The organism is Clostridium sp., assembly GCF_036781005.1.
GTDB lineage: Bacteria > Bacillota > Clostridia > Clostridiales > Clostridiaceae > Clostridium_B.
This window is the reverse complement of the sequence record NZ_DAIQBT010000004.1, coordinates 18,017-40,080: the sequence shown is the minus strand read 5'-3', so window position 1 is coordinate 40,080 and position 22,064 is coordinate 18,017. Positions and strand designations below refer to the sequence as shown.

At 32.9% G+C, this 22,064-nt stretch carries 23 protein-coding genes and 1 pseudogene; 3 read left to right on the top strand and 21 right to left on the bottom strand.

The window, feature by feature from the left end:
* Window positions 1-78: 78 nt before the first annotated feature.
* From V7Q02_RS02420 to V7Q02_RS02365, 12 genes are all read right to left on the bottom strand, one after another.
* Window positions 79-2,082 carry an oxidoreductase gene (locus V7Q02_RS02420; RefSeq protein WP_333859370.1) on the bottom strand — a complete coding sequence of 668 codons (2,004 nt, stop codon included), beginning with the start codon at window positions 2,080-2,082 and terminating at the stop codon, window positions 79-81.
* A 441-nt stretch (window positions 2,083-2,523) separates the two neighbouring features.
* Window positions 2,524-3,747, bottom strand: coding sequence for a Glu/Leu/Phe/Val family dehydrogenase (locus V7Q02_RS02415; RefSeq protein WP_333859369.1), 1,224 nt, complete (start codon window positions 3,745-3,747; stop codon window positions 2,524-2,526).
* Window positions 3,748-3,827: 80 nt separating this feature from the next.
* Window positions 3,828-4,235 carry a Rid family hydrolase gene (locus tag V7Q02_RS02410; protein ID WP_333859368.1) on the bottom strand — a complete coding sequence of 136 codons (408 nt, stop codon included), beginning with the start codon at window positions 4,233-4,235 and terminating at the stop codon, window positions 3,828-3,830.
* Window positions 4,236-4,259: 24 nt separating this feature from the next.
* Complete coding sequence (locus V7Q02_RS02405) at window positions 4,260-5,387, bottom strand: NAD(P)/FAD-dependent oxidoreductase (RefSeq protein WP_333859367.1); 1,128 nt, start codon at window positions 5,385-5,387, stop codon at window positions 4,260-4,262.
* A 1-nt stretch (window position 5,388) separates the two neighbouring features.
* The gene (locus tag V7Q02_RS02400; RefSeq protein ID WP_333859366.1) at window positions 5,389-5,712 is read right to left on the bottom strand and encodes a (2Fe-2S)-binding protein; all 324 of its coding nucleotides are present in this window, start codon (window positions 5,710-5,712) and stop codon (window positions 5,389-5,391) included.
* A complete protein-coding gene (locus tag V7Q02_RS02395) occupies window positions 5,709-7,298 on the bottom strand; it encodes an FAD-dependent oxidoreductase (protein ID WP_333859365.1) in 1,590 nt (529 codons plus the stop codon). Before V7Q02_RS02395 ends, V7Q02_RS02400 begins: the two co-directional genes overlap by 4 nt.
* 36 nt (window positions 7,299-7,334) lie before the next feature.
* Complete coding sequence (locus tag V7Q02_RS02390) at window positions 7,335-7,649, bottom strand: (2Fe-2S)-binding protein (protein WP_333859364.1); 315 nt, start codon at window positions 7,647-7,649, stop codon at window positions 7,335-7,337.
* Window positions 7,650-7,684: 35 nt separating this feature from the next.
* Entirely contained in the window at window positions 7,685-8,821 is a 1,137-nt protein-coding gene (locus tag V7Q02_RS02385) for a tyramine oxidase subunit B (protein WP_333859363.1), read from the bottom strand.
* 43 nt (window positions 8,822-8,864) lie between these two features.
* Window positions 8,865-10,235, bottom strand: a complete 1,371-nt coding sequence (locus V7Q02_RS02380) for an APC family permease (RefSeq protein WP_333859362.1) — start codon at window positions 10,233-10,235, stop codon at window positions 8,865-8,867.
* A gap of 170 nt (window positions 10,236-10,405) precedes the next feature.
* Window positions 10,406-11,233: a helix-turn-helix domain-containing protein gene (locus tag V7Q02_RS02375; RefSeq protein WP_333859361.1), complete on the bottom strand. Its 828-nt coding sequence runs from the start codon at window positions 11,231-11,233 to the stop codon at window positions 10,406-10,408.
* 269 nt (window positions 11,234-11,502) lie between these two features.
* Complete coding sequence (locus V7Q02_RS02370; protein WP_333859360.1) at window positions 11,503-12,000, bottom strand: flavodoxin family protein; 498 nt, start codon at window positions 11,998-12,000, stop codon at window positions 11,503-11,505.
* Between the two features lie 26 nt (window positions 12,001-12,026).
* The gene (locus tag V7Q02_RS02365) at window positions 12,027-12,689 is read right to left on the bottom strand and encodes an MgtC/SapB family protein (protein WP_333859359.1); all 663 of its coding nucleotides are present in this window, start codon (window positions 12,687-12,689) and stop codon (window positions 12,027-12,029) included.
* A 196-nt stretch (window positions 12,690-12,885) separates the two neighbouring features.
* On the opposite strand from V7Q02_RS02365, the pseudogene V7Q02_RS02360 reads away from it, so the two are divergent.
* Both V7Q02_RS02360 and V7Q02_RS02355 read left to right on the top strand, forming a co-directional pair.
* Window positions 12,886-13,400 (top strand): annotated as a pseudogene (locus V7Q02_RS02360) (APC family permease); the annotation flags it as partial.
* Window positions 13,401-13,639: 239 nt separating this feature from the next.
* Entirely contained in the window at window positions 13,640-15,649 is a 2,010-nt protein-coding gene (locus V7Q02_RS02355) for a methyl-accepting chemotaxis protein (RefSeq protein WP_333859358.1), read from the top strand.
* 42 nt (window positions 15,650-15,691) lie between these two features.
* On the opposite strand, the gene V7Q02_RS02350 is transcribed toward V7Q02_RS02355, so the two are convergent.
* Window positions 15,692-16,093: a winged helix-turn-helix transcriptional regulator gene (locus V7Q02_RS02350; protein WP_333859357.1), complete on the bottom strand. Its 402-nt coding sequence runs from the start codon at window positions 16,091-16,093 to the stop codon at window positions 15,692-15,694.
* Window positions 16,094-16,216: 123 nt separating this feature from the next.
* Here V7Q02_RS02350 and V7Q02_RS02345 point away from each other — a divergent pair, with 123 nt between their 5' ends.
* Window positions 16,217-16,618 carry a pyridoxamine 5'-phosphate oxidase family protein gene (locus V7Q02_RS02345; RefSeq protein WP_333859356.1) on the top strand — a complete coding sequence of 134 codons (402 nt, stop codon included), beginning with the start codon at window positions 16,217-16,219 and terminating at the stop codon, window positions 16,616-16,618.
* Window positions 16,619-16,697: 79 nt separating this feature from the next.
* Here V7Q02_RS02345 and cobC read toward each other — a convergent pair whose 3' ends face one another.
* Genes cobC through cbiE form a run of 8 tightly spaced genes read right to left on the bottom strand, consistent with a single transcriptional unit; the run spans window position 16,698 to window position 22,048 of the window.
* Window positions 16,698-17,279 (bottom strand): alpha-ribazole phosphatase, encoded by a 582-nt coding sequence (gene cobC / locus V7Q02_RS02340; protein WP_333859355.1) that lies wholly within the window; start codon window positions 17,277-17,279, stop codon window positions 16,698-16,700.
* A 45-nt stretch (window positions 17,280-17,324) separates the two neighbouring features.
* Window positions 17,325-17,882 carry a bifunctional adenosylcobinamide kinase/adenosylcobinamide-phosphate guanylyltransferase gene (gene cobU, locus V7Q02_RS02335; protein ID WP_333859354.1) on the bottom strand — a complete coding sequence of 186 codons (558 nt, stop codon included), beginning with the start codon at window positions 17,880-17,882 and terminating at the stop codon, window positions 17,325-17,327.
* Window positions 17,883-17,917: 35 nt separating this feature from the next.
* The gene (gene cobJ / locus V7Q02_RS02330) at window positions 17,918-18,637 is read right to left on the bottom strand and encodes a precorrin-3B C(17)-methyltransferase (RefSeq protein ID WP_333859353.1); all 720 of its coding nucleotides are present in this window, start codon (window positions 18,635-18,637) and stop codon (window positions 17,918-17,920) included.
* Window positions 18,638-18,650: 13 nt separating this feature from the next.
* On the bottom strand, window positions 18,651-19,430 hold the full coding sequence (locus tag V7Q02_RS02325; RefSeq protein ID WP_333859352.1) for a cobalt-precorrin-6A reductase: 780 nt from the start codon (window positions 19,428-19,430) through the stop codon (window positions 18,651-18,653).
* A complete protein-coding gene (cobM, locus tag V7Q02_RS02320) occupies window positions 19,427-20,182 on the bottom strand; it encodes a precorrin-4 C(11)-methyltransferase (protein WP_333859351.1) in 756 nt (251 codons plus the stop codon). Before cobM ends, V7Q02_RS02325 begins: the two co-directional genes overlap by 4 nt.
* A gap of 15 nt (window positions 20,183-20,197) precedes the next feature.
* Window positions 20,198-20,863: a cobalt-factor II C(20)-methyltransferase gene (locus V7Q02_RS02315; RefSeq protein ID WP_333859350.1), complete on the bottom strand. Its 666-nt coding sequence runs from the start codon at window positions 20,861-20,863 to the stop codon at window positions 20,198-20,200.
* Between the two features lie 13 nt (window positions 20,864-20,876).
* Window positions 20,877-21,437 (bottom strand): precorrin-6Y C5,15-methyltransferase (decarboxylating) subunit CbiT, encoded by a 561-nt coding sequence (gene cbiT / locus V7Q02_RS02310; RefSeq protein WP_333859349.1) that lies wholly within the window; start codon window positions 21,435-21,437, stop codon window positions 20,877-20,879.
* On the bottom strand, window positions 21,434-22,048 hold the full coding sequence (gene cbiE / locus V7Q02_RS02305) for a precorrin-6y C5,15-methyltransferase (decarboxylating) subunit CbiE (protein WP_333859449.1): 615 nt from the start codon (window positions 22,046-22,048) through the stop codon (window positions 21,434-21,436). The genes cbiT and cbiE overlap by 4 nt, the downstream gene beginning before the upstream one ends.
* Between the last annotated feature and the right edge of the window lie 16 nt (window positions 22,049-22,064).

Sequence of the window (22,064 nt, the reverse complement as noted above, 5' to 3'; positions counted from 1 at the left end):
AAATTAGAATAAGCTGTGTTTTTAGGGTATACTTATAATTATTCGTGTGAATTTATCCTATCCAAATTCTCTTATATTTTAACAATTAAGGGCAACTTCATTTGCACTCCAAATTGCATTCATTATATCTGCGCTCTCATTTGCATCACCTACAAGATACAAGTCTGCTGTTTTATCTCTCAGTTTATTATAAAGTTCTCTGTCTGCTTTAAATCCAATGGCAATTACAATGGTATCTGCATCTATATTTTGCTTTTTAAATTTATTATCAATTACAATAGCTCCTCTGTCAGTTACTTCAAGTAAAGAAGTTTCTGTAATAACTTTTACTCCACTATTTTTAAGGAGATCAATAAGCATAATCTTATTCATATGTGGAACTGGTTTGCCAGCATTTAATATGGTACCTCTTGCTTCAATAATTGTAACCTTTTTGCCCTGTTTTGCAAGATAAAGAGCCGTTTCACATCCTGCCAGTCCGCCACCTACCATAAGTACATTTTCTCCTACTTGCTTACTGCCCTTTAAGACCTCAACCACTGTTGCAACCTTATCTTTTTCTATTCCAGGCAAATTCAATTTGATTTCCTTGGCACCTGTGGCTATAATAACTACATCTGGTTTTTCTTTTTCTACCACTTCTTCTGTTACCTTTATATCTAAAACCAGCTTAACCTCAAGTTCCTTCATTTCATTTCTATACCAATCAAGCAATCTTCTATCGTCTATCTTGAAATCAGGAACTGAAGCTGGAATAACCTGCCCTCCAAGTTCCTTTGTACCTTCATATAATGTAACTTTATGCCCTCTTATAGCTGTAATCCTTGCAGCCTCCATTCCTGCAACTCCTCCACCTATAATCATGACTTTTTTAGATACAGCTGCTGGTTTTACTTCATAATATCTCTCTCTTCCTGCTGCAGGGTTTACTGCACAACTCAGTGGTCTTCCTTCAAATCCTCTTCCCATACATCCAGTATGGCATCCAATACAAGGCCTTATTCTATCAGTCTGCCCTGTAAAGACTTTCTTAGGCCAATAAGCATCGCATAAGAGAGGCCTTCCAAGTGTTACCATATCTGCAGCTTCATCCTCAAGAGCTCCTTTTGCAATGTCAGGCATACCCATTTTCCCTGCAACCATAACAGGTATTTTCACAACTTTTTTAAGTTCTTTGGTATATGGAAGATATAATCCATCTTTTTGGTAAAGAGGTGGATGTGCCCAATACCATGCATCATAGGTTCCTAAATCCGCATTAAAGGCATCATATCCTGCTGCTTCAAGAATTTTTGCCGCTTCAAGACCTTCTTCCAAATCACGTCCCTTTTCTACATAGTCTTCTTCCGCAAGTCCCCCCTGTCCCCAGTCTTTTATACAACTTTTAACACTATATCTAAGTCCTACAGGAAAATCACTTCCTACTTCGTCTTTTATTGCCTGAACTATTTCTATAGGAAGTTGAAGTCTTCCCCTTAAATCTCCTCCATATTTATCTGTTCTTCTATTAAATATTGACAATGTAAATTGATCAAGAAGATATCCTTCATGTACCGCATGTATTTCGACACCATCAAACCCTGCCTTATGGGCAATCTTAGCACCCTGAGCAAACTTTTCAACTATCCATTCTACCTCTGAAGTTGTAAGTTCTCTGCAGGTAACAGTTGGATCCCAATAATTTGGAACAGCCGATGCTGAAACAGGTTGTGAAGTTAGAAGTCCTCCTGGAGCACCACTTCTCCCGAATCCCATTGACAATTGAAGAAATATCTTTGAACCATAAGCATGAACTCTCTCCGTCATTTCAGAGGATGTCATAATAAATTTTGCGGGATTTATTGAAGTAATAGGCAGTACTCCTGTGATAACCTTATCTAATTCATTTTCAACTTTCACTACACTAGTTATAATAAGTCCTGTGCCACCTTTAGCCCTTTCCACATAATAGTCAACGGCCCTTTGATTGAAACAACATTCATTATCTACAAGACCGAAAGCACCCATAGGAGCCATTGCTATTTTGTTTTTTACTTCCATCTTACCTATTTTAATAGGCTCAAATAAAGATTTGTTTTTCATAATAATTACCTCCTGTATATCTTGATTTAAAATAATCGTAAAGCTTTACAGTTGTTCTTTCATTTGTGTCTAAATATTATCAATATTTTTCCTCTATCTAGCTTAAATATACTTCAGTATATTATTTGTAAAACTATTTGTATTATTAATAAAAAATGGCCATGGAAATTATATCCTAAGTCTTAACTTTATTATATATCGTATATTTACCTATGTCAACTATTTTTCTGAATATTTGAAATAAATTTTATATTTCAAATAATCCAAACAACTATTCTCATTTAAGACTTAAAAACCCAAAAGATAAAAGGTCTCTACATTTAACAAACAAATAGAAACCTTTTATTTATATAAAGTTTTTTATTAGATTCAATATATAATAATTGAATTTTATAAATTTATTAATAGAATACCATTATTTCTTATATAAAATCTAGTATTCTATTTTGTATATACACTAAATTTTTCTTCAAGCTCTTTATTAATCTTTTTTGTTTGTTTTCTAAGCTTATTATTTTCAAACTTTAGATTAACTAATCTTTCCTCTGCCATTATTAGTGCATGTTCATATGTAGTTTTCTCCGGGTGAAGCTTTATCTTACTGCAAAGGTCTTTAATATTTTTCTTTATTCTAGCATCTATACAATGCTTAACTCTATTCCACTTTTCATCTATAGATAAATAAATTTTATTTTCACTTTCAAGAACCCATTCTTCATAGCTGGATATTACTCCACCAGAATTTGCAATGATTCCTGGAATTGATAAGATGCCTTTGTTATTTACAAGCTTTCTTGCTAATTCCGAAGAATATGCTATATTTGCACCTTCAGCTATTAATTTAACTTGAAGCTTTTCAACATTTTCTTCATTTAAACTTCTACCAGGTCCTGCAAGCACTAATATATCTGCCTTTTTCACAAGCATTGTAGACGGATCTATATTAAACTCAGCATCTTTAAATTCTTTCGTCATATCATTTATACTTTTCTTTTCTTTAATAAATCCTTTAAGCTTGTCTGAGTCTAATCCATTTTTATTATATATGGAACCAGTAATATCACTTATCCCACAAACCTTTATTCCTATATCAATAAGAAGTTTAATGACATTTCCACCAACTTCACCTATACCTTCTATAATGGCAGTTGATTCTTTAAATTTTATATTCATATCCGTATTTTTTACTAACTCAGTTATACAAAGAACTACTCCATATGCAGTGCTTCCAAGTTCATGAGGTATTCCCGTACTTTTCCCTGTAGCTGCTAATCTGGCTTTTCTCCATCCCTTGACTGAAGCACAGCCAGCAACGTAAGCATCTACTGCTTTACTGTCAGTATTTACATCCGGTGCTGCACACCATTTATATGGTATAAACTCAATTTTTGCAAGTTCTCGTCCAAATGCGTACATAGCTTGCTCAACTTGATCAAGATTCTTAAGTCTTATTCCACCCTTTGCCCCTCCAAAAGGTAAATCTGCAAGTAAACACTTCTTAGTCATTTCAGTGGAAAGGGCAGCTATTTCTTCCTCTGTAACATTAGTCCTAATCCTAATACCACCTTTAGCTGGAGCACTCCTCTCCACTGTATCAATAACAAGTATTGCTTCACCATCAATATTGTATTTATCAAGGTTTATCTTTATCACTGTTTCACTCATTATTGCATTTACCTCCAATTTAATCATTTTGAATCTAGTGAAAATTCTAACATAAATTCATGCTTCTATATAAAATATAACTATAATATCGCTTTTAATCCAACAACAGCATCCATCTCTACTTCAATTAGCTGTGTAGAACGGTTAAGCATAGAAATACCTACAAGTGTGAAAAGTGGCTTTATATCATAAAAAATTTCCGAATAAGCTTTAGCAATTTCCGGTGCATATTTCATATCAGTAACATATCCCTTTATCTTTATAACTTCTTCTTTTTTAGAACCTGCTTTTTCTAATAATTTTACCAGCTTTTGAAGAATGTATTTTGTTTGTTCATAAGCACTTTTTTCCCCGTAAACTGCACCATCTGGCTGAACAGCTGTAGTTCCTCCAATATAAATAAAAGGACCGACTTTAACCATACGAGAATATCCTGTTTTCTCCTCTAGCGGGGCACCTGATGAATAATTTGTTCTAATTAGTTCCATATAAATTCTCCTCTTTTAGAAATATTATATTTTTGCTTTAAATCTATCATACCGGAAAGCAGATAAATCAATAGATGTTTTACCATCTACCACCATCTCAGATAAAAGCATACCTACAGTTGGAGATATTCCAAATCCATGACCTGTAAATGCACAGGCAAGTATTAGTCCTGGAATCTCTTCAACAAAGCTTATAACAGGTATGTGATCCACACAATCATCTATCCATCCCCCCCAGGTACGTATAATTTTAATATTTCCCAATACAGGAAAATATTTTATAATACCACGACAGATAGCTGATGCTGTAATACTAGATGTACTTGGAGTCCCATTATCTTTATTAAAAGCCTCATACCCTGATGAACCACCAAAAACAAAGGATCCATGCTTACTTTGATGTCCATAAAAGTCAGCTGCTGCAGTACCTAACATTTGATAAAACATAGGAGACTGTACCTCTGTAACAAGTACCTCCAATAAAACCTTATTCATTGGGATATCAATTCCAAAACTAGAAGCTATTTTACGACTTCCATAACCTGCAGCTAAAATAATGTTTTCTCCTTCATATACATTATTACAAGTTACTACCTGTCTTGCTTTACCTTTTATCTTTCTTATCTCGATAACCGCTTCGCCAGTTATGAAACGAACCCCCAACTGCCTTGCTTTACGGTAATAGCCTAGTGTTGTGAGCAACGGATTGGCATGTCCATCAGTAGGACACCAACTTGCACCAATAACTTCTTCTGAAAGATAAGGGCAAATCTTTCTTGCTTCTTCCCCTGAAATCATTGTTACATCAAGCCCACAGTCATTGGCGTTCTTACTAAGATTATTCAAAATTTTAATGTGCTCTTCTGTCTTGCCTAATCTTAAATTACCCTGTTGATAATATTCAACATCTATGCCAAGCTCTTCTGACAACATGGGCCATAAATTTTTTACCCCATACATAGCAAGGGGAAGTTCTCTTTTATCACGTCCTGACTGGCGAACTCCACCACCGTTTCTTGTTGAACCTCCGTTACCAATATTATCGCTTTTCTCGAGGACAATAACAGAACAGCCTTTTTTAGCCAGATAATATGCTGCAGCATTTCCAATTACACCGCTTCCTATAATTATTACATCAGCACAATTTCCCATGTTATTTCCCCCTTTCATTTCCAAAAACTTTCATTTCTATAGGCCTCATAGGTGTACGTGACATTGATGATTCCAATCTTGACGGAGAAATATTTAATTCCCTTGCCACAATACCTTTTACTAATTTGCCACATGTCTGACCCTGACAAAGCCCCATACCTGTTCTTAAATATCTTCTTATCTCCGTAATGGTAAACATTCCGTCATGAACTGCTTTTCTAATTTCACCCTTTGTAATTTCCTCACAACGACAAATTATCATATTATCATCACTTTGCGGAATAAATTCACATATATCTCTCGATCTATCATTTACTTTGTTCATATTCCCACCTCCTGCTGCTTAAAAAATCGGGCTTTCATTCCCTTTTCTTTAGGAACCCTTATGGTCAATAAATTAGTGTGGTCAAATACAGGGAGTGCTTTAACTTCTACGACTTCTGCTCCACATACCTCCCGCCCACTTCTGTCTAAAGCAACACCTTTCATTCCTTTTGCAGGTAATGGTAAAAACTCATAAGGAAGCGTTACAGTTGCATATCCTTCTTTATAATCTTCATTTACAAGGAATATTGCCTGTCCTGAACAGGATGCCACACATAATCCGCATCCAATACAAGTTGCTTTTTCATCAACAACAGGAAGGGATGTGATTTTTTCTCCGATCTTAATGCATTTTTGAGGACAGGCATCCTGACATGGATTACATGGAATATTTTGAGAGCATTCTATTACAGGATGAATTCCTTTAATGGATTTTACCCCCGGATATTTCATTACTTCCTCATCCGAAAGATACCCTTTCTTCAAAAGACTTGTTGAAATATCATACCCTTCCTCTGTTTTAGAAATATCCTTTCCCTTATTCTCAGCTCCAAACATTCCCTGTCTCAAACTAAGCAGTGCCTTTTCCAATTCTCCTATTTTTACTTTTAATTCTTCTTTGTTAATAAATCCTAATTTATAAGCAACTGCTACCCCTGAAATTCTCCCCTCAATCATAGCTGAACTTGCCTCTTCTATTCCCGAAACATCTCCCGCTACAAATATTCCCGGGATTGAAGTTTCACCATACTCATTACAAAGTGGAACAGACCCTCCCTTTTTAGGATTTTCCTCCATAGTACACCCTGCCATTTTGAGGAGCTGTGACATAGGAGAAAGGCCTACAGCAATACATATGGTATCAACATCAAAGTGTTTCTCTGTTTCAGGTATTATTTGAAACTTACTGTCAACTTCACCAATAGTAACCCCTGTTACATATTGGTCTCCTTCGGCCTTAATTATAGTATGTGATAAATAAAAGGGGACTCCACATCTAGCCACCTTTGCAGCATGAACACCATAACCACCAATTTTAGGTGCTATATCCACAATAGCGGTCACTTCACAACCTGATTGTAAGAGTTGATAACTAACAACCACTCCAACATTTCCACTTCCAACCATAAGTATTTTCTTTCCCGGCTTTACCTTATGAAGATTCATCATAGTCTGTGCTGCACCTGCACCTATGACTCCTGGAAGAGTCCATCCGTCAAATGTAACCATATTTTCGGATGCACCTGTTGCAACTATGATTGCATCTCCTTTACAATGAACTACTTCATCATTTACATTCACAGTGATTTCTTTATCTAAAAACATTCCAATTACTATAGCATTTAATACAACTTCTACTCCTGCTTCTTCCGCTTCCTTTAAAAGCTCCTCACCTATTTTGAAACCTCTGATTTTAGCTCTATGCTCTTTAGAACCAAAAAACTTATGAATCTGTTTAAATAATTGTCCGCCCGGTTTAGAATTTTCATCAAATACAACAACCTTTAGCCCTCTTTTTGCTGCTTCAACAGCTGCTGAAAGTCCTGCAGGTCCTGCCCCCACTACTATTAAATCATATCTTTTCATACAACTACCTATCCTTTCATAAAACTACTTTAAAATCTATTCCCGTTTTTTTGCAGAAACACCATACTGAGTCTGGACTTTCATGCCTTCAACAAGGGGAGTTACACAAGTTCTTACATTTGGCTTACCATCTACCACCATAACGCAGTCTGTACATCTCCCAATAGCACAAAATACACCTCTTGGTGAATTTTCTTTTTTTGTATATCTATGCACCATTACACCTGCCGCCTTTAATGAAGCAGCTATTGGCTCTCCTTCATATCCTTTTAGTATTTTTCCATCAAAATTAAAAGTTACTAAACGTCCTTTATCACTTTCACCTAAAATTGGATGTTGTGTAATTCTCATCCGAATCATCTCCTTATAAACTTTATCCTGTAAAATTATGCAAGCTCTGGCATATCCCATAAGTTTAATTTAACGCCGATTCCTTTTTTAATTGCGTTTCTATATACAATTGTTCCCCACGCAACATCTTCAATTGGCATACCGCCAACAGAGTAAATAACAATTTCGTCTTCTTTACGTTTTATTGGAATTTTTCCGATTAATATATCCCCTAAATCATCAATCTGACTTCTATCCATCTTTCCTTCTTTTATAAGATCCATGCAATGGACAGCTGGAATTGGAATTGTATTATATGCGGGATAAAGCATTTCTTCAGCCCAAGCTTCATATAATCCAATATTATCTGTTACAGTTCTTGCTCTGTTTAATATAAAGTCATCATCAAATCTTGCAGCAGCCGGGCAGCATAAAAGTGACCCTGATTTAATCCATGTTTCACTAATATATGGATACTTGCCTGGATCTCCTGTTGGACTTGAAGTTGCAATATGGACAATATCACTGTCTCTTACTGTCTCTTCAATTGTTTGAACTACTCTAATATCTTTTATCTTTGGATACTCTTCATTTAAATATTTAATAAAAGCCTCTATTGAACGTTTCCCTCTACCTTTGATTTTAACAGTTTCAATTCCCGCTCTTACTGCCATGGTAGATGCAAATGCAGTTTTACCCATAACACCTGGTCCAATAATACCCACAACTTTTGAATTTTCTTTTGAAAAATATTTTACACCAACACCTGGAACAGCTCCTGTTCTATAAGCACTTAAAATATTTGCTGACATATATGCAAGGGGTGCTCCTGTATCTTTATCATTCAGTGTAAGCATAAGAATTGATCTTGGAAGACCCTTCTTCTTATTTTCAACATTTGAACCATACCATTTCATACCTGTCATATCAAATTTTCCCCCAAGATATGCCGGCATAGCCATAAACCTTCTATCCGGACCATCTTTGGGCATATTTGCAAATTTAGGATACTCGGGGAAACAAAGCATTATACCATGCGAATTTCCATTAGATCCACCCATTCGGTAATCACCAATTTTTAATAATTTAAACATTTCCTCCATCGCATCAACGCAACCTGCCATATTTTTCACGCCTGCTTTGATCATGTCCTTTTCACTTAGATAAATAAAATCTATTTTTGTCTCTTCCATTTGCGTTTACCTCCAAATAATTATAAATTTTACTAATAAAATATCATGATGCTTCTTTAAAAATGACCTTTGAGATATTATTTTTAAACTCATCCGATAAACCGCATCTTATCATAAGGTATAATATACCTAATCCCATCCATGTAAATCCTACAATTTTTGAAATAGTAGAAAGTCCCAACAATATATATACACATACGCACATCCCCAGCACAGGCACAATTAAATGTTTTATCACTTTTCGGCTTTTATTTTTAAAATAATAATGAACCATAACTGATAAATTTACACATGTAAATCCAAATAGTCCTCCAAATGCAGTTAACTCCGATACCGTTCCTACGCTTAAAAACAGTGCCCCAGTAGTACCCACTACTGACATAAATAATATACTGTTACAGGGTGTTTTAAATTTAGGATGAAGATATGAAAATATCTTTTCAGGAATAACCTTATCTCTGCCCATACCATACAATAAACGGCTAGCTGCCGATTGTCCTGCCAACGATGTCCCCACTCCTGCAATCATAATTACAATAGATATAAAAATTTGCAAAAAGCTGCCTCCAACTTTTAAAGCTATGCCAAAGAAAGCTGTATCTGGATTAACCACTTTTGTATAATCCGGAACTATAACTGTTGCCAAAAATGCAACTATAACATAAATAAACGTTTGAATAAGACAAGCTAGCATAATTGCCAATCCTATTTTCCTGCCACCAATGTCAGTTTCTTCTGATAAGGTTGATATAGCATCAAATCCTAAATAAGATACAACTGCTATTGCAGAACCTCCAACCAAATATTTAAAAGCAAATGTATCTTTGTTGTATAATGCTTCTATAGAAATTCCACTACTTACATGTCCTGTAATAATATATTTTAATGCTAAAACTACAAAAGCTATAACAGCAGCAAACATAACAGCTGCTATAATAAAGTTTGCCTTAGCTGCAACTTCTATTCCCATCAGGTTTATTATTGTAATAGGGATAGCATACATTAATACCCATGCCCATATAGGTATTTGTGGAATCATTGCATTCGCAAAACTTGAACTAATTAAATAGAGCAACATAGGAATCAAGACATAATCTAATATCATCACCCAACCAGATATAAAACCAAGTTTAGGGTTAACAGCTCTTTGAGTGTAACTATATGTAGACCCTGCTATAGGAAATGCCGTTACCATTTCACCATAACTATATGCTGTAAAAAGCATAGCCACAAAAGCAATTATATAAGCTAGAACAGAGTGTCCTTTCGATGTAACATGCATTATACCAAATAGTGTCATGACAGATACAGGACCCATAAATACTATTCCAAAAATTACCAAATCTTTTAATCCCAATACCTTTTTCAATTCTTGTTTATAGCCAAAAGATTCTAATTTTATATCATTATCCAATTTTTACTCCTCCCTTAAGCTAAAAATAATTTTTAAGACTTTTTGATTATATTATCAATATATAACTAATATTTTTAACTGTATTGTAAAAAACGGAACTTATTAATGATAAATTGTAAAATTTAAAAATAAAAAGCCTCTATGTTTAAAATCCATAAAGACTCCCTAGCTTAAAATTTTTTTAATTTTATTTGATTAGGCGTAAGGTAAATAAATTTTTTAAATTCATTAATGAAATGAGATTGATCATAATATCCACATTCTAATATTATATCCATTAGTTCGTAGTCATCTTCATTTATAATCATATATAAACAGTTTTGAAATCTTACAATCTGACTTAATAATTTAGGCGATATTCCCACAAAAGTTTCAAATGTTTTCCTCAAATATCTGGTAGAATACCCTGTATACTCTGCCAATTCATTTATACTTACTATCCCCTTATTTTGACATATTTTTTTTATTGATTTTTCAATTATAAGAGGAATATGTGTGTCCAGAAAAAAACTTGTAATAAAGTTTTTAAATATGGCTACTCTATCATAAAAATTTCGTGCTTTAGATATTTTTTCACTAATAAACAAATCCTTTTTAACTATATCCATTAGAGGTACTTCATTATTGATAAATTCTTTTATTGAACACTTCAAAACTCTAATGGCCTCTCCCGGAAAGAATCTGACCCCAAAATATTCACATCCCTTTATTAAAGATATTTTTTTACTCTTAATAACGCTGCCGCAAATATTTGAAAAAAAATCACCCTGGCTACCATAAAATATAATATCAATACATCCATCTGGAATTACTGGAATAAAATTTTCTACATTTTCAGTAATTTTAAATTGATAAAATACAGATATAATTTTGCTTAATGCATCAGTTCTGCTTAATTTCATCTCTACATAGTTTTCACACTTATTCTCAAATCCAGGCTGTAAAGGTATGTAACTATATTCAAGTGATTTTACAATTCTGTTCATACTCTCTTTCATAACCACGTACACTCCCCCTATACATAAATTTTCATATGGGCGTTTAAATATGATAAAAATGATATTTTATTAATAAAATATCATTTTAAATAACTAATTGTCAATAAATTGGGGTAAAATTTATATTTATCTAAGCACCACTATTGATAACACTCATTCTTCGAAGTGGAGGATAAGGACAAATAACGCTCCTCGATAAGTAATTCTTATAATATTATTATAAGAAAATAAAAATACTCATAGATTATATAAATCTATGAGTAATATAATTACTTTACATCTAACTTACAAATATCATAAGCCCATTTTTTAGCTTTTTCCACATTTTCCTCTCTATGATTTTTAAGTGGATCTTTAAACTCAATTTGCCCTAAAAATTCATTTCCCTGAAGTTCTTCTTTCATATTTTCAAAAGTTTTTCCATTAGATCCTGCATTGCAACTAAATATTGCTATCTTTTTACCCTTTAAATTCACACCATCAATAAAGCTTCTTATAGCAGGGGCAAATGTCCACGCCCAGACAGGAGTTCCAATAAATAAAGTATTATAGTCTTCAACATTCACATCATAAGGTACAAGTTCCGGTTTCTCTTTAGTTACGGCTTGTTTTCCTCCCACTAAATACTTCATCCTACTCTTGGAATCTATGTCCTTTTTAGGCCTTATCCTTAAAATATCTGCCGATAATTTTTCTGAAATAGCCTCAGCTATTAGTTTTGTATTTCCTTCAAGAGAATAGTATACAACTAAAATTTTATTTCCCATAGACAGCTCACCTCATATTTTAAATTTTATTCTATATTTACATCTTTTACATAAGGTATTTTTGAAATATTTACCATGATATCTTTTGTTTGATTATGATTTACCCCATATATTCTAAAAACAATTTTACTTTCAGATTGCTTATTATTTTTATTATGATGTCTATTCACTTGAATATTAGATATCTTCACTTTGGAATTTTTTAATATGTCAAGCACCGGATTAATTCCTTCTAAGGATAGGATTACTTTACCTAGACAATGAACAGAATTTTTTTGTATTCTGTTAAATATTTCAAGTCCTATAACTATAAATACGGTAGCCCCTATCCCTGGTATATACATACCTGCACCAATAGCTATACCAATTCCGGCAGTAGCCCATAATCCGGCAGCCGTAGTTAAGCCTCTTACAAACTGATGTTCCACAATTATAGTACCCGCCCCAAGAAAACCTACTCCACTTACAACCTGAGCCGCTATTCTGCTTGGATCAATAGAAACAGAAGGAATTTCTAAAAAATCCTGAAATCCATATTTAGATACCAGCATAATAAGTGCACTTCCCACTGCTACAACAAAATGAGTTCTAAGTCCTGCCTGCTTAGAACGACTTCTTCTTTCAAATCCGATTAAAGCTCCAAGCACTCCAGAAAGAACTAGCTTTAGCATCATTTCCCACTGTTCCATAGTTATCCTCCTTATCATAATGTTATAAATTTTATTATAATATATATTTTCATTAAAATACATATGTATATGGAAAGAATTTGATATTTTCTTTTATCTTCTTGCAATATTTTAATAATTGTATGCAAAAAAACCATCAACAAATTGTTATGACAGATATTATATTCCGTTTTTTAAAGAACTATTATATAATATGGTATTCTTCTCCTTTATAGATTTTGATGCTATTTCCATATCCGCAGAGGAAGCAGTGGATCCTAAAAGGGATGTATCCAGAGGAATAATATCATGTCTTATAGTGGTTTGTATACTTTATGTTATGATAGTTGTAGTTCTTACAGGAATAGTTCCTTATAAAGAAATAGTTTCAGATAATGTGGTGCCTGATGCCCTTTGTAGAATAGGAATCAATGGGGTTCAGCATTAGTAGGAGTTGGTGCCATTATAGGCATAGTTTCTGTAATACTTACAATGCTTTATGGTTAGGTTAGGATATTTATGGTTATGGCAAGAGATGGATTAATACCTAAAATCTTTTGTAAGATCAACAGAATTTCCATGCCAAATATTGAAAGAAAATTGAAATGTCCGGGTATACCATTTACCCCTATAATAACAGTATTATGCTGTCTGGTGCTTTTAACATCAACGCGTAAAATAACTTGGATTGGCTTTCTTATCTGGTTATGTATAGGACTTTTTTCACTCTAAACTTATATTACACATACGCCCCCTATATATATTAAATTTCCTATATAAATTGAAAAAATTAAGTGTTATAAAATAAGTTCAAATATCTAATTAATATTGTAATTTATCATATGATATGTTAATATATTAGCAACATTTTCTTAATTATTTGTTAACTTGCAAATAATTAAGTGTTTTTATTTTATACAAACTTCTTCTAAATACCAAGGAAAAAAGATTTTAAAAAAGGAGTTTTGCTTATGAAAAGCTTAAAGTCAAAATTTACAGCAGCCATATGCGGTACCTGTATTATAGTTTTATTTTTCTCTATAGTTATATCCTATGCTATAACATATAATGCTTTAAACAAACAGATTACAGATAAAACACTTATAACATCTCAAAAATACTCTGAAATGATAAATAGCTGGTTAAGTGTTCAAGGACAATTTTTAGAAGATATTTCAGACGACTTAGAAACAAATTCAAACTTCAATAAAGAAGATATAATTTCATATATGACTCATAAAGCTAAAACCAATTCCTATGTTACAGATGTATATATAGGTTTTTCCAATGAAGAATTTTGGGATGGTTCAGGTTGGATACCCCCTGCAGGATATGCCTGTACAAAGAGAGACTGGTACAAAAAAACTATAAAAAACAATAAATTAACTTATTCTGCTCCTTATCTTGATGCAATAACAAACAAAATGATAATAACCATTGGAAAACCCTTATCCAGAAATGGACAAGTCCTTGGAGTGGTGGGAACTGACATATACATAGATACAATTACAAAAATCGTGGAAAAAGCCAAGCCTGTCGCCAACAGCTATGCTTATTTGTTTGATGATGAAAATAATATTATAGTACATCCAAATAAATCATTTAAACCTACCGAAAAAGAGCTGAAAAATATCAATAAAGTTATGGATGGCAGCTACAAACAAGTACTTACTAACAACAAAGGATCTTCAGGAATAACTCTAACAGACTATGATAAAATAAAAAGATATTTTACTTCAGCTGAAATATCATCTTCAAAATGGACAGTAGGCCTTGCCATTCCAACTGTTGAGTTTAAGAAACCTTTGAATAACTTAATATATGCATATATAATAATAGCTTTAATTTTCACAATTATATCTGCAATATTTTCCCTAGCTTTTGGAAATAAAATAACAAAACCACTAATAGAGTTATCAAAAATAGTAAATAAGACCAGAGATCTTGATTTATCTCCTAGTGGCATTGATTATAATTATGTTTTAAAATATAAAGACGAAGTTGGTACAATAGGAACTTCTATAAGAAAATTAAGAGAACAACTCAAGACTATAATTATAACTTTAAATAATAATTCTGATGAAGTTCATAGTCAATCGGATAAGGTATCTTCTTCCATGAATAAAACATTTAGGACAATGAAGGAGATTACTAATTCCATGGAGGCAGTAGCCAAGGGTTCTACAGACCAGGCAGAAGAAATATCTACAGGACTTGATAAATTAAATGTATTATCAAATAAAATAAATAAGGTTACAAAAAACTCTGCAGAAGTTATCAAATACTCTAAAACTACAGAAAAAATTAATAAGAATGTATCTTCTTCAGTACGAGAACTCTATTTAAGGCTCAATGAAAGAAGTAATGCAGCAAAAAAGGTTTCAGAAAATATATCCATTTTATCAGATAAATCAGACTCTATTGGAAACATAGTGCAAACTATAGAATCCATAGCAAAGCAAACCAATTTACTTGCATTAAATGCAGCCATTGAAGCTGCTAGTGCCGGAGCATATGGAAAAGGCTTTGCCGTTGTTGCAGAAGAAATACGAAAATTAGCAGAACAAACTTCCAACTCAACCCAGGAAATAAGTGCTATGGTAAATGAAATTCAACTTCAAATTAATAATACTAAAATTACTATGGATAGAACTAGAGAGTTAAGCAAAACTGCCAATATGTCTATGACTCAGTCAGAAAAACACTTTGAAACCATAAATACCTCTATAAGCAATATGATATCTATAATAACTGAACTAAATAGTGAAATTACCGAAATAAATAAAGATAAAAACAGCATTATAACCTCCATTGAAAATATATCTGCCATATCACAAGAATCCGCTGCGGCATCTGAAGAAGTTTCTGCTTCAATTAAAGAACAGGAAATATCTTTTGAAGTAATAAATACCAGTGCTCAAAGACTTAAATCCATTGTAACTGAGTTAAATAATTTGGTTCACAGATTTAAAATTTCCTAACAAAACACAAAGTAGTTTAACCCTTATTTTAACAGGATTACACTACTTTGTGTTATTTGCTTGCATCATTTCGTGACACCTTTGACAGGGAAATTTATTTAATATACAGATATCCATATTGCAGTTATTTACCTTTTCAATATATTCTGCACCCCATTCTATAATCTGAATCATTATAGGAATAAAACTTTTACCTATTTCCGTCAGAGAATACTCCACTTTTGGAGGTACTTCTCTATATACCTTCCTATTTATAATTTTATCCCTTTCAAGTTCCCTCAACTGTTGTGTAAGTACCCCTCTAGAAATTGTAGTTATCAATTTTTGTAGTTCATTAAAACGTCTTGTTTTATCTTTTAAAGTCCATAAAATTGATAGTTTCCACTTTCCCATCAGTATATTTTGAGCTACAGATACAGGACAAAATTTGATTTCATTATCCACTAACACCTCTCCTTTCACAATAGTCTATTTTATATGACTATGTAATATAAATATGCGTACTTGTATTATATACCGTATACTATTATACTAATGGTAAATAAAAAAATCAAGGAGGTATACATAATGGACGAGGTAATAAAAATCTTTAAGGAAATAGGTTATGGATTTCTAGCCACAGTGGAAAATGGAGAACCTAGAGTAAGACCTTTTGGGTTTATGTTTTATGAAGATGGCAAACTTTATTTTTGTACCAGCGATACAAAAAAAGTGTATAATCAATTAGTCAAAACCCCTTATATAGAATACAGTTCCACCTCTAAAGATATGGTTACAGCAAGGATAAGCGGTAAAATTATATTCTCAGAAGATATTGATAAAAAACAAAAAGCATTAGACTCATCAGAACTTGTAAAAAGTCTCTATAAATCAGCTGATAATCCCATATTTAAAGTGTTTTATATAGAACACGGCACAGCATCAATATCATATTTAACAGGGGAACTGCCTAAAGAATCAACATTCTAAATCAGGTAATCTTTAAACAAAAACAATTATCCTCTTAAACAATGTAATTAAATTGTTAAGAGGATAATAAATTTTTTAATTATCCATTTAACTCTGTTAATACGGCATACCCCTCTATTATTTGAATTTTGGTTATACCGCAATTATCTATGCAAAACCGCCAAGCTCCCATTCCGCCCATACCCAGCAGATATGCTATGATATTTCTTATCAGCCCCCCATGGGTAACAATCAAAACATTACCCCATTTTTGTTTTTTCATTATTTTATCAATAACACTGACAGATCTTTTTTGTACATCTCTTATGCTCTCTCCTTCAGGGAACATGAATTCCTCATTTTCATTTTTTATCCATACATTATATTCATCAGGATACTTTTCTTCAATTTCCTTCAGAGATAGATTGTCCCATAATCCAAAATTAATTTCTTTAAGTCCTTCATCATAAATTATATTTTTACTAATAATCTGGGCAGTTTTTTTTGTTCTTTTAAGTGGGCTGGCTACTACAAGATCAAAGTTTATGTGTTTTAGTCTATCTCTTGCCCTTTCTGCTTGACTGATTCCATATTCATTAAGTTCTACATCTGTCCACCCGCAATATACTCCCTGCCTATTGCTATTGGTTTCTCCATGTCTCACTAAAATCAACTGTAACATTTACACTCCCCTTTTCATGCTTTAAAATAATATATAAATTTTCTATTATTTAATTCTCACAGGTATGCCGGAAATACAAAAATACACTTCCTCAGCTTCCCCAGCTATAATTTGATTTATACTTCCTGCAAGTTCCCTAAATATCCTTCCCAGTTTATATTCAGGAACCAGAGACATCCCAACTTCATTGGTAACTGCAATAAAAGGTATGGATGAGCTTTTTGAAATATCTATAAATTCTCTTATCTCTTCTTTCACATATTGTTCAATCTCCAATATTTCAAAATCCTTAATCTTTTCAATATCACTGCATTTTTCAAGAAGTAAATTGGAAACTAAATTTGTAACACAATCTAAAAGCACCACAGACTTTCCAGAAAGCATAGGTAGCAATTTACTGTTAAAGTCCTTGTAAGCTTCCAGTGTATACCAATTAGGAGGTCTTTGCTCAATATGCTTCTTTACTTTAATCTTCATTTCATCATCAAAGGGAACAGCTGTTGCTACATATAAAATATCACCCTTAATTTCCTTTGCCAGTTTTTCTGCATAGGAACTCTTACCACTTTTTGCCCCACCTGTTACAACAATCAATTTTCCCATTAGCTATCTCCTTTCAAAACTGTAATTGTGCATTGCTATAACATATATCCCCTGGGAGTTATTATGTTTTTACCTTTTATAAAAGTATTGCTATTTCCCACAATAACCACAGAGAACATATCCACTTCATCTTCACATAAAGTATCCAAAGTATATACTCTTACACTTTCATTATTCCTTAAGGCATTCCTAACCACACCCACTGGTGTAGTTCCCTGTCTGTACTTTCTTATTAAATCAATACACTCCTTTAAATAATGGGGCCTTCCCGTACTTTTAGGGTTATAAAAAGATATTACAAAATCTCCTAAAGTTGCAAGTTCCACCCTCTTTTTTATCACATCATAAGGAGTCATCAAATCGCTTAAACTTATATAACAGCTGTCATGCATAAGAGGTGCTCCAAGTAATGCTGCCCCTGCTGAAGCAGCAGTTACTCCAGGCACAATTTCTACAACATCACTTTTTTCTTTTATCTCTAAAATCAATCCCGCCATGCCATATATACCGGCATCACCTGTACTTATTATAGAAACTACTTTACTGCGAGATAGTTCTAACGCTTTTTTACAACGCTGTACTTCCCCCCTCATGCCTGTTTCAAATATTTCCTTACTCCCAATTAAAGCTTCAACTAACTTTATATATTTATCATAGCCCACAATAACTTCACTTTCTTCTATAGCCTGTTTGGCTCTTAGTGTCATATGTTCTATGCTTCCAGGCCCTATGCCAACTACATATAATTTACCCAAATTTTTCACCTCTTCAAAAAATCCCCTTGTCCTTTATATACTTAACCAACTTCTCCTGATCATAAAATACATTTTTATATGCCTTTTTTTTTCTTTCAATTATAAATATATATATACCTTTATGCAAAGCTGCTTTTATCTTTTCTTCTGTACCTCCTTGAATTCCACTATCCTTCAGCACTATACCCTCTGCATTATACTGTTCTATAAACCCCAGATTAAGTTCATAGCCTATGGGACCTTTTATGGCTATAATATCTTCTGTATTTACCCCTAACTGAAAACACTTTTTTATTACTTCTATTGAAGGCAAAACCCTATGGACAATCCTATTTGAAATATCCGCTGAAATAAATTTATCTATATTTTTACTGCCTGTGGTATTTAAAATGGTTCCTTTAAGTTCTTTAATACTTCTTATTTTATTTATTAACTCCTCATAATCACAAGTAAAAATTATTTTATCTTTATTTCTATATTTATCACACACAGAAGGTCTTTCATATCTTAAATAGAGTATATTAAGTTCCTTGCACAGTTTTTCACAATTACAAGATATATCCAATGCATAGGGATGAGAGGCATCTACCAGAACCTTTATATTATTTTTCAAAAACATTTCTTTAAGCTGACTAAGATTCAATGCCCTTGCATTTAGAAATTTATATTTATAATCCTTAAATAATTCCCCTCCATAAGCCGTAGCCGTGGAAATCAAAATATTATCTGTAAATTTATTAAGTCCTTCCACTATATCCTTTCCCTCTGAGGTGCCGAGTATAAGACCAATCATCTCTGCTCACCTTTTCTAAACATATGGGTAAAATTTTTGTCATAAAGTAGACTTTTCTTATAACTACAGTCTATAAAATCTCCAACAAGTATTTGTGCACATTTTGTAATATCAAATTTTTTTACCTTTTCACTTATATCCTCCAAGGTTCCAATTATGATTCTTTCATCTTCCCAGGAAGCTTTTTCAACTACAGCAATTGGTACATTTCTCCCATACCCTTTTTTTAGTTTTTCTACCACTTTATCAATCATGGCCACTGATAGAAATATAGCCATGGATGCCCCTATGGCTGCTAAAGTTTCTATATCTTCCTTTTCAGGTACCGGTGTTTTACCCTCTATCCTTGTGAGAATTACAGTCTGGGTTACCTCCGGAAGAGTAAATTCTTTTTTAATGGCCGCTGCTGCTGCTGTAAAAGAACTTACTCCGGGAATAATGTCATATTTTATATGTATTTTATCCAATTCATCCATTTGTTCTTTAATAGCTCCATAAATAGAAGGATCTCCTGTGTGAAGTCTCACTGTCAACTTGTTTTCATTTTCAGCTCTTTCTATTATCTTAATTACCTGTTCTAAATTCATAGAAGCAGAATTATGGATTTCTGCTCCATCTTTACAAAAATCCATATGGGCACTGCTAACTAGCGATCCTGTATATATTATTACATCTGCTTTTTTTAAAATTTCTCTTCCCTTTACTGTAATTAAGTCCACATCACCGGGACCTGCTCCAATAAAATAAACCATTTTAAAAAATTCACCTTACTTTCTATGGGCTATTATTATAGACATATATTCCCTATCCTCAAGTATCTCCCTTTTATCTCGCGTAACCTTTTGTCCTTCCCTTCCAGCTCTTTTTACGCATATATAACTAAAACCCTTCTCTTCAAGATAATTTATTATCTTCTCTTCTTTTTTATAGACTTTCATTATCACTACATTTTTCTCATCCTTTATAGAATCCAGCCTGTTTCCAGGAACTATTAAAAGTGATTCATCTCCCACCACCAAAGCTTCTTTTGCTAAACTTGCACAAGCACAAAAAGATGTAATTCCAGGTACTGTCTCTGAAAGATATCCTCTCTCTTCAATGTACCTTAACAGATGTATATAAGTGCTATATATAAAGGGATCTCCTATGGTTAAAAAAGCTACATTTTTTCCCTGTTTCAATTTTTCTTCTATAACCTGAAATGCCTCATATGCCTTCTCTTCACTTTTTTCCCCTCCCATTTGAAAATGTTTTATTATTATCTCAGATTCTTTTCTTATAAACTGTTTTGCTGTATCAAGTGCTATACTTCTACCACCTTCTGTGGAACTGGGTGCTACTATAACCTCACATTTTTGTAGTACTTTCAATGCCTTTAATGTCAATAATTCACTATCCCCTGGTCCTACCCCTATCCCATATAATTTAGCCATGCTGTATCCTCCATTATTTTTTTCCACTTAATATGTAAATTGAATTATTTGAAAATAGCATATAGCCCCTATTCTTTGTTTTACTTATAGCCACTTGAGTACATTCTGTTTCAAATTTCAGTTTCTTTAATCTCTCCATAGCTTTATAGAGATTATCAATAGTTATAAAATTCATTACAAATTTCCCACCTTTTTTTAACTTTGCGGAGTATTTAATAATTATATCTTCAATATCCCCACCACTTCCACCTATAAAAATACCATCAAATATTTGTTTCATAGAGGATTCTACTAAAAGTGCATCTCCTTCCACTATGGTCATATTATAAGCTTTAAATTTTTCTCGGTTCTTTTCCAGTATTTTGAGAGCTTCCCCTTCTCTTTCCACAGCCGTTACACTCCCCAATGGACTGCATTTACTCATTTGTATACTGATGGAACCTGTTCCTGCCCCAATATCAAGCAATGTATCTCCATCTCTAATTTCCATTTTAGCCATACTTAATATTCTGACCTCTTCCTTTGTCATGGGACAATTTCCTCTTATAAATTCCTCATCTTTTATATATATCATTTAATGCCCTCTCTATTTTCTACTACTACTACACATAAACTGCTATAATTGCCACTGCACATTTCTTCTGCAGTGCCTTTTGATATTTTTTCATCCCCATAGGATAAATTTTCACCCACATATACCAATGCCCTTATTCCTTTTTTTACTAGTTCCCTGCAGATATAATTAGGAGTATTATTCTTACCTGTAAACCATATAGTCAATTTATTATTTGCAACCTCTCGAGCCACCTCTTGATTTCTTCCATGAAGACTGCATAACCTAGCGTTTTGCCAGGACTTACTCAGTTTTGACATAAAATATTGAAAAGAACTTATGCCCGGTATCACTTTAAATTCTCCAGCAAAATTTTTATTGAAATATTCTGTAATACCATAAAAGCAGGGGTCACCTGAAGCTGCTATAGAAATATGGTTCTCTTTGTTATCTTCTATAAATTGAAATATTTTTGCAAAAGAATTAACTATAATCTTCTTCTGTTTTATATAATTCAAACTTTTTATGGCACGCTCAAAGCCAATAATAATATCACAATTCTCCATAATTTTTTCCGCTTTAGGTAAAATATACTCTTTTGCCCCAGGTCCAATCCCTACAATATAAACCATAATTTTCATTTTCTCC

What these genes read in the sequence shown, in the direction of transcription:
- V7Q02_RS02400 (WP_333859366.1), bottom strand. Translation starts at nt 5,712, where the DNA reads ATGAACAAAGTAAATGATAGATCGAGAGATATATGTGAATTTATTCCG.
- cobU (WP_333859354.1), bottom strand. Translation starts at nt 17,882, where the DNA reads ATGGGAAAATTGATTGTTGTAACAGGTGGGGCAAAAAGTGGTAAGAGT.
- V7Q02_RS02325 (WP_333859352.1), bottom strand. Translation starts at nt 19,430, where the DNA reads ATGATTGGTCTTATACTCGGCACCTCAGAGGGAAAGGATATAGTGGAA.
- V7Q02_RS02375 (WP_333859361.1), bottom strand. Translation starts at nt 11,233, where the DNA reads ATGAAAGAGAGTATGAACAGAATTGTAAAATCACTTGAATATAGTTAC.
- V7Q02_RS02345 (WP_333859356.1), top strand. Translation starts at nt 16,217, where the DNA reads ATGGACGAGGTAATAAAAATCTTTAAGGAAATAGGTTATGGATTTCTA.
- V7Q02_RS02370 (WP_333859360.1), bottom strand. Translation starts at nt 12,000, where the DNA reads ATGGGAAATAAAATTTTAGTTGTATACTATTCTCTTGAAGGAAATACA.
- V7Q02_RS02420 (WP_333859370.1), bottom strand. Translation starts at nt 2,082, where the DNA reads ATGAAAAACAAATCTTTATTTGAGCCTATTAAAATAGGTAAGATGGAA.
- cobM (WP_333859351.1), bottom strand. Translation starts at nt 20,182, where the DNA reads ATGGTTTATTTTATTGGAGCAGGTCCCGGTGATGTGGACTTAATTACA.
- V7Q02_RS02365 (WP_333859359.1), bottom strand. Translation starts at nt 12,689, where the DNA reads ATGGAACAGTGGGAAATGATGCTAAAGCTAGTTCTTTCTGGAGTGCTT.
- V7Q02_RS02410 (WP_333859368.1), bottom strand. Translation starts at nt 4,235, where the DNA reads ATGGAACTAATTAGAACAAATTATTCATCAGGTGCCCCGCTAGAGGAG.
- V7Q02_RS02385 (WP_333859363.1), bottom strand. Translation starts at nt 8,821, where the DNA reads ATGGAAGAGACAAAAATAGATTTTATTTATCTAAGTGAAAAGGACATG.
- V7Q02_RS02355 (WP_333859358.1), top strand. Translation starts at nt 13,640, where the DNA reads ATGAAAAGCTTAAAGTCAAAATTTACAGCAGCCATATGCGGTACCTGT.
- V7Q02_RS02415 (WP_333859369.1), bottom strand. Translation starts at nt 3,747, where the DNA reads ATGAGTGAAACAGTGATAAAGATAAACCTTGATAAATACAATATTGAT.
- V7Q02_RS02405 (WP_333859367.1), bottom strand. Translation starts at nt 5,387, where the DNA reads ATGGGAAATTGTGCTGATGTAATAATTATAGGAAGCGGTGTAATTGGA.
- V7Q02_RS02390 (WP_333859364.1), bottom strand. Translation starts at nt 7,649, where the DNA reads ATGAGAATTACACAACATCCAATTTTAGGTGAAAGTGATAAAGGACGT.
- V7Q02_RS02395 (WP_333859365.1), bottom strand. Translation starts at nt 7,298, where the DNA reads ATGAAAAGATATGATTTAATAGTAGTGGGGGCAGGACCTGCAGGACTT.
- V7Q02_RS02315 (WP_333859350.1), bottom strand. Translation starts at nt 20,863, where the DNA reads ATGGCTAAATTATATGGGATAGGGGTAGGACCAGGGGATAGTGAATTA.
- cbiE (WP_333859449.1), bottom strand. Translation starts at nt 22,048, where the DNA reads ATGGTTTATATTGTAGGGATTGGACCTGGGGCAAAAGAGTATATTTTA.
- cbiT (WP_333859349.1), bottom strand. Translation starts at nt 21,437, where the DNA reads ATGATATATATAAAAGATGAGGAATTTATAAGAGGAAATTGTCCCATG.
- cobC (WP_333859355.1), bottom strand. Translation starts at nt 17,279, where the DNA reads ATGTTACAGTTGATTTTAGTGAGACATGGAGAAACCAATAGCAATAGG.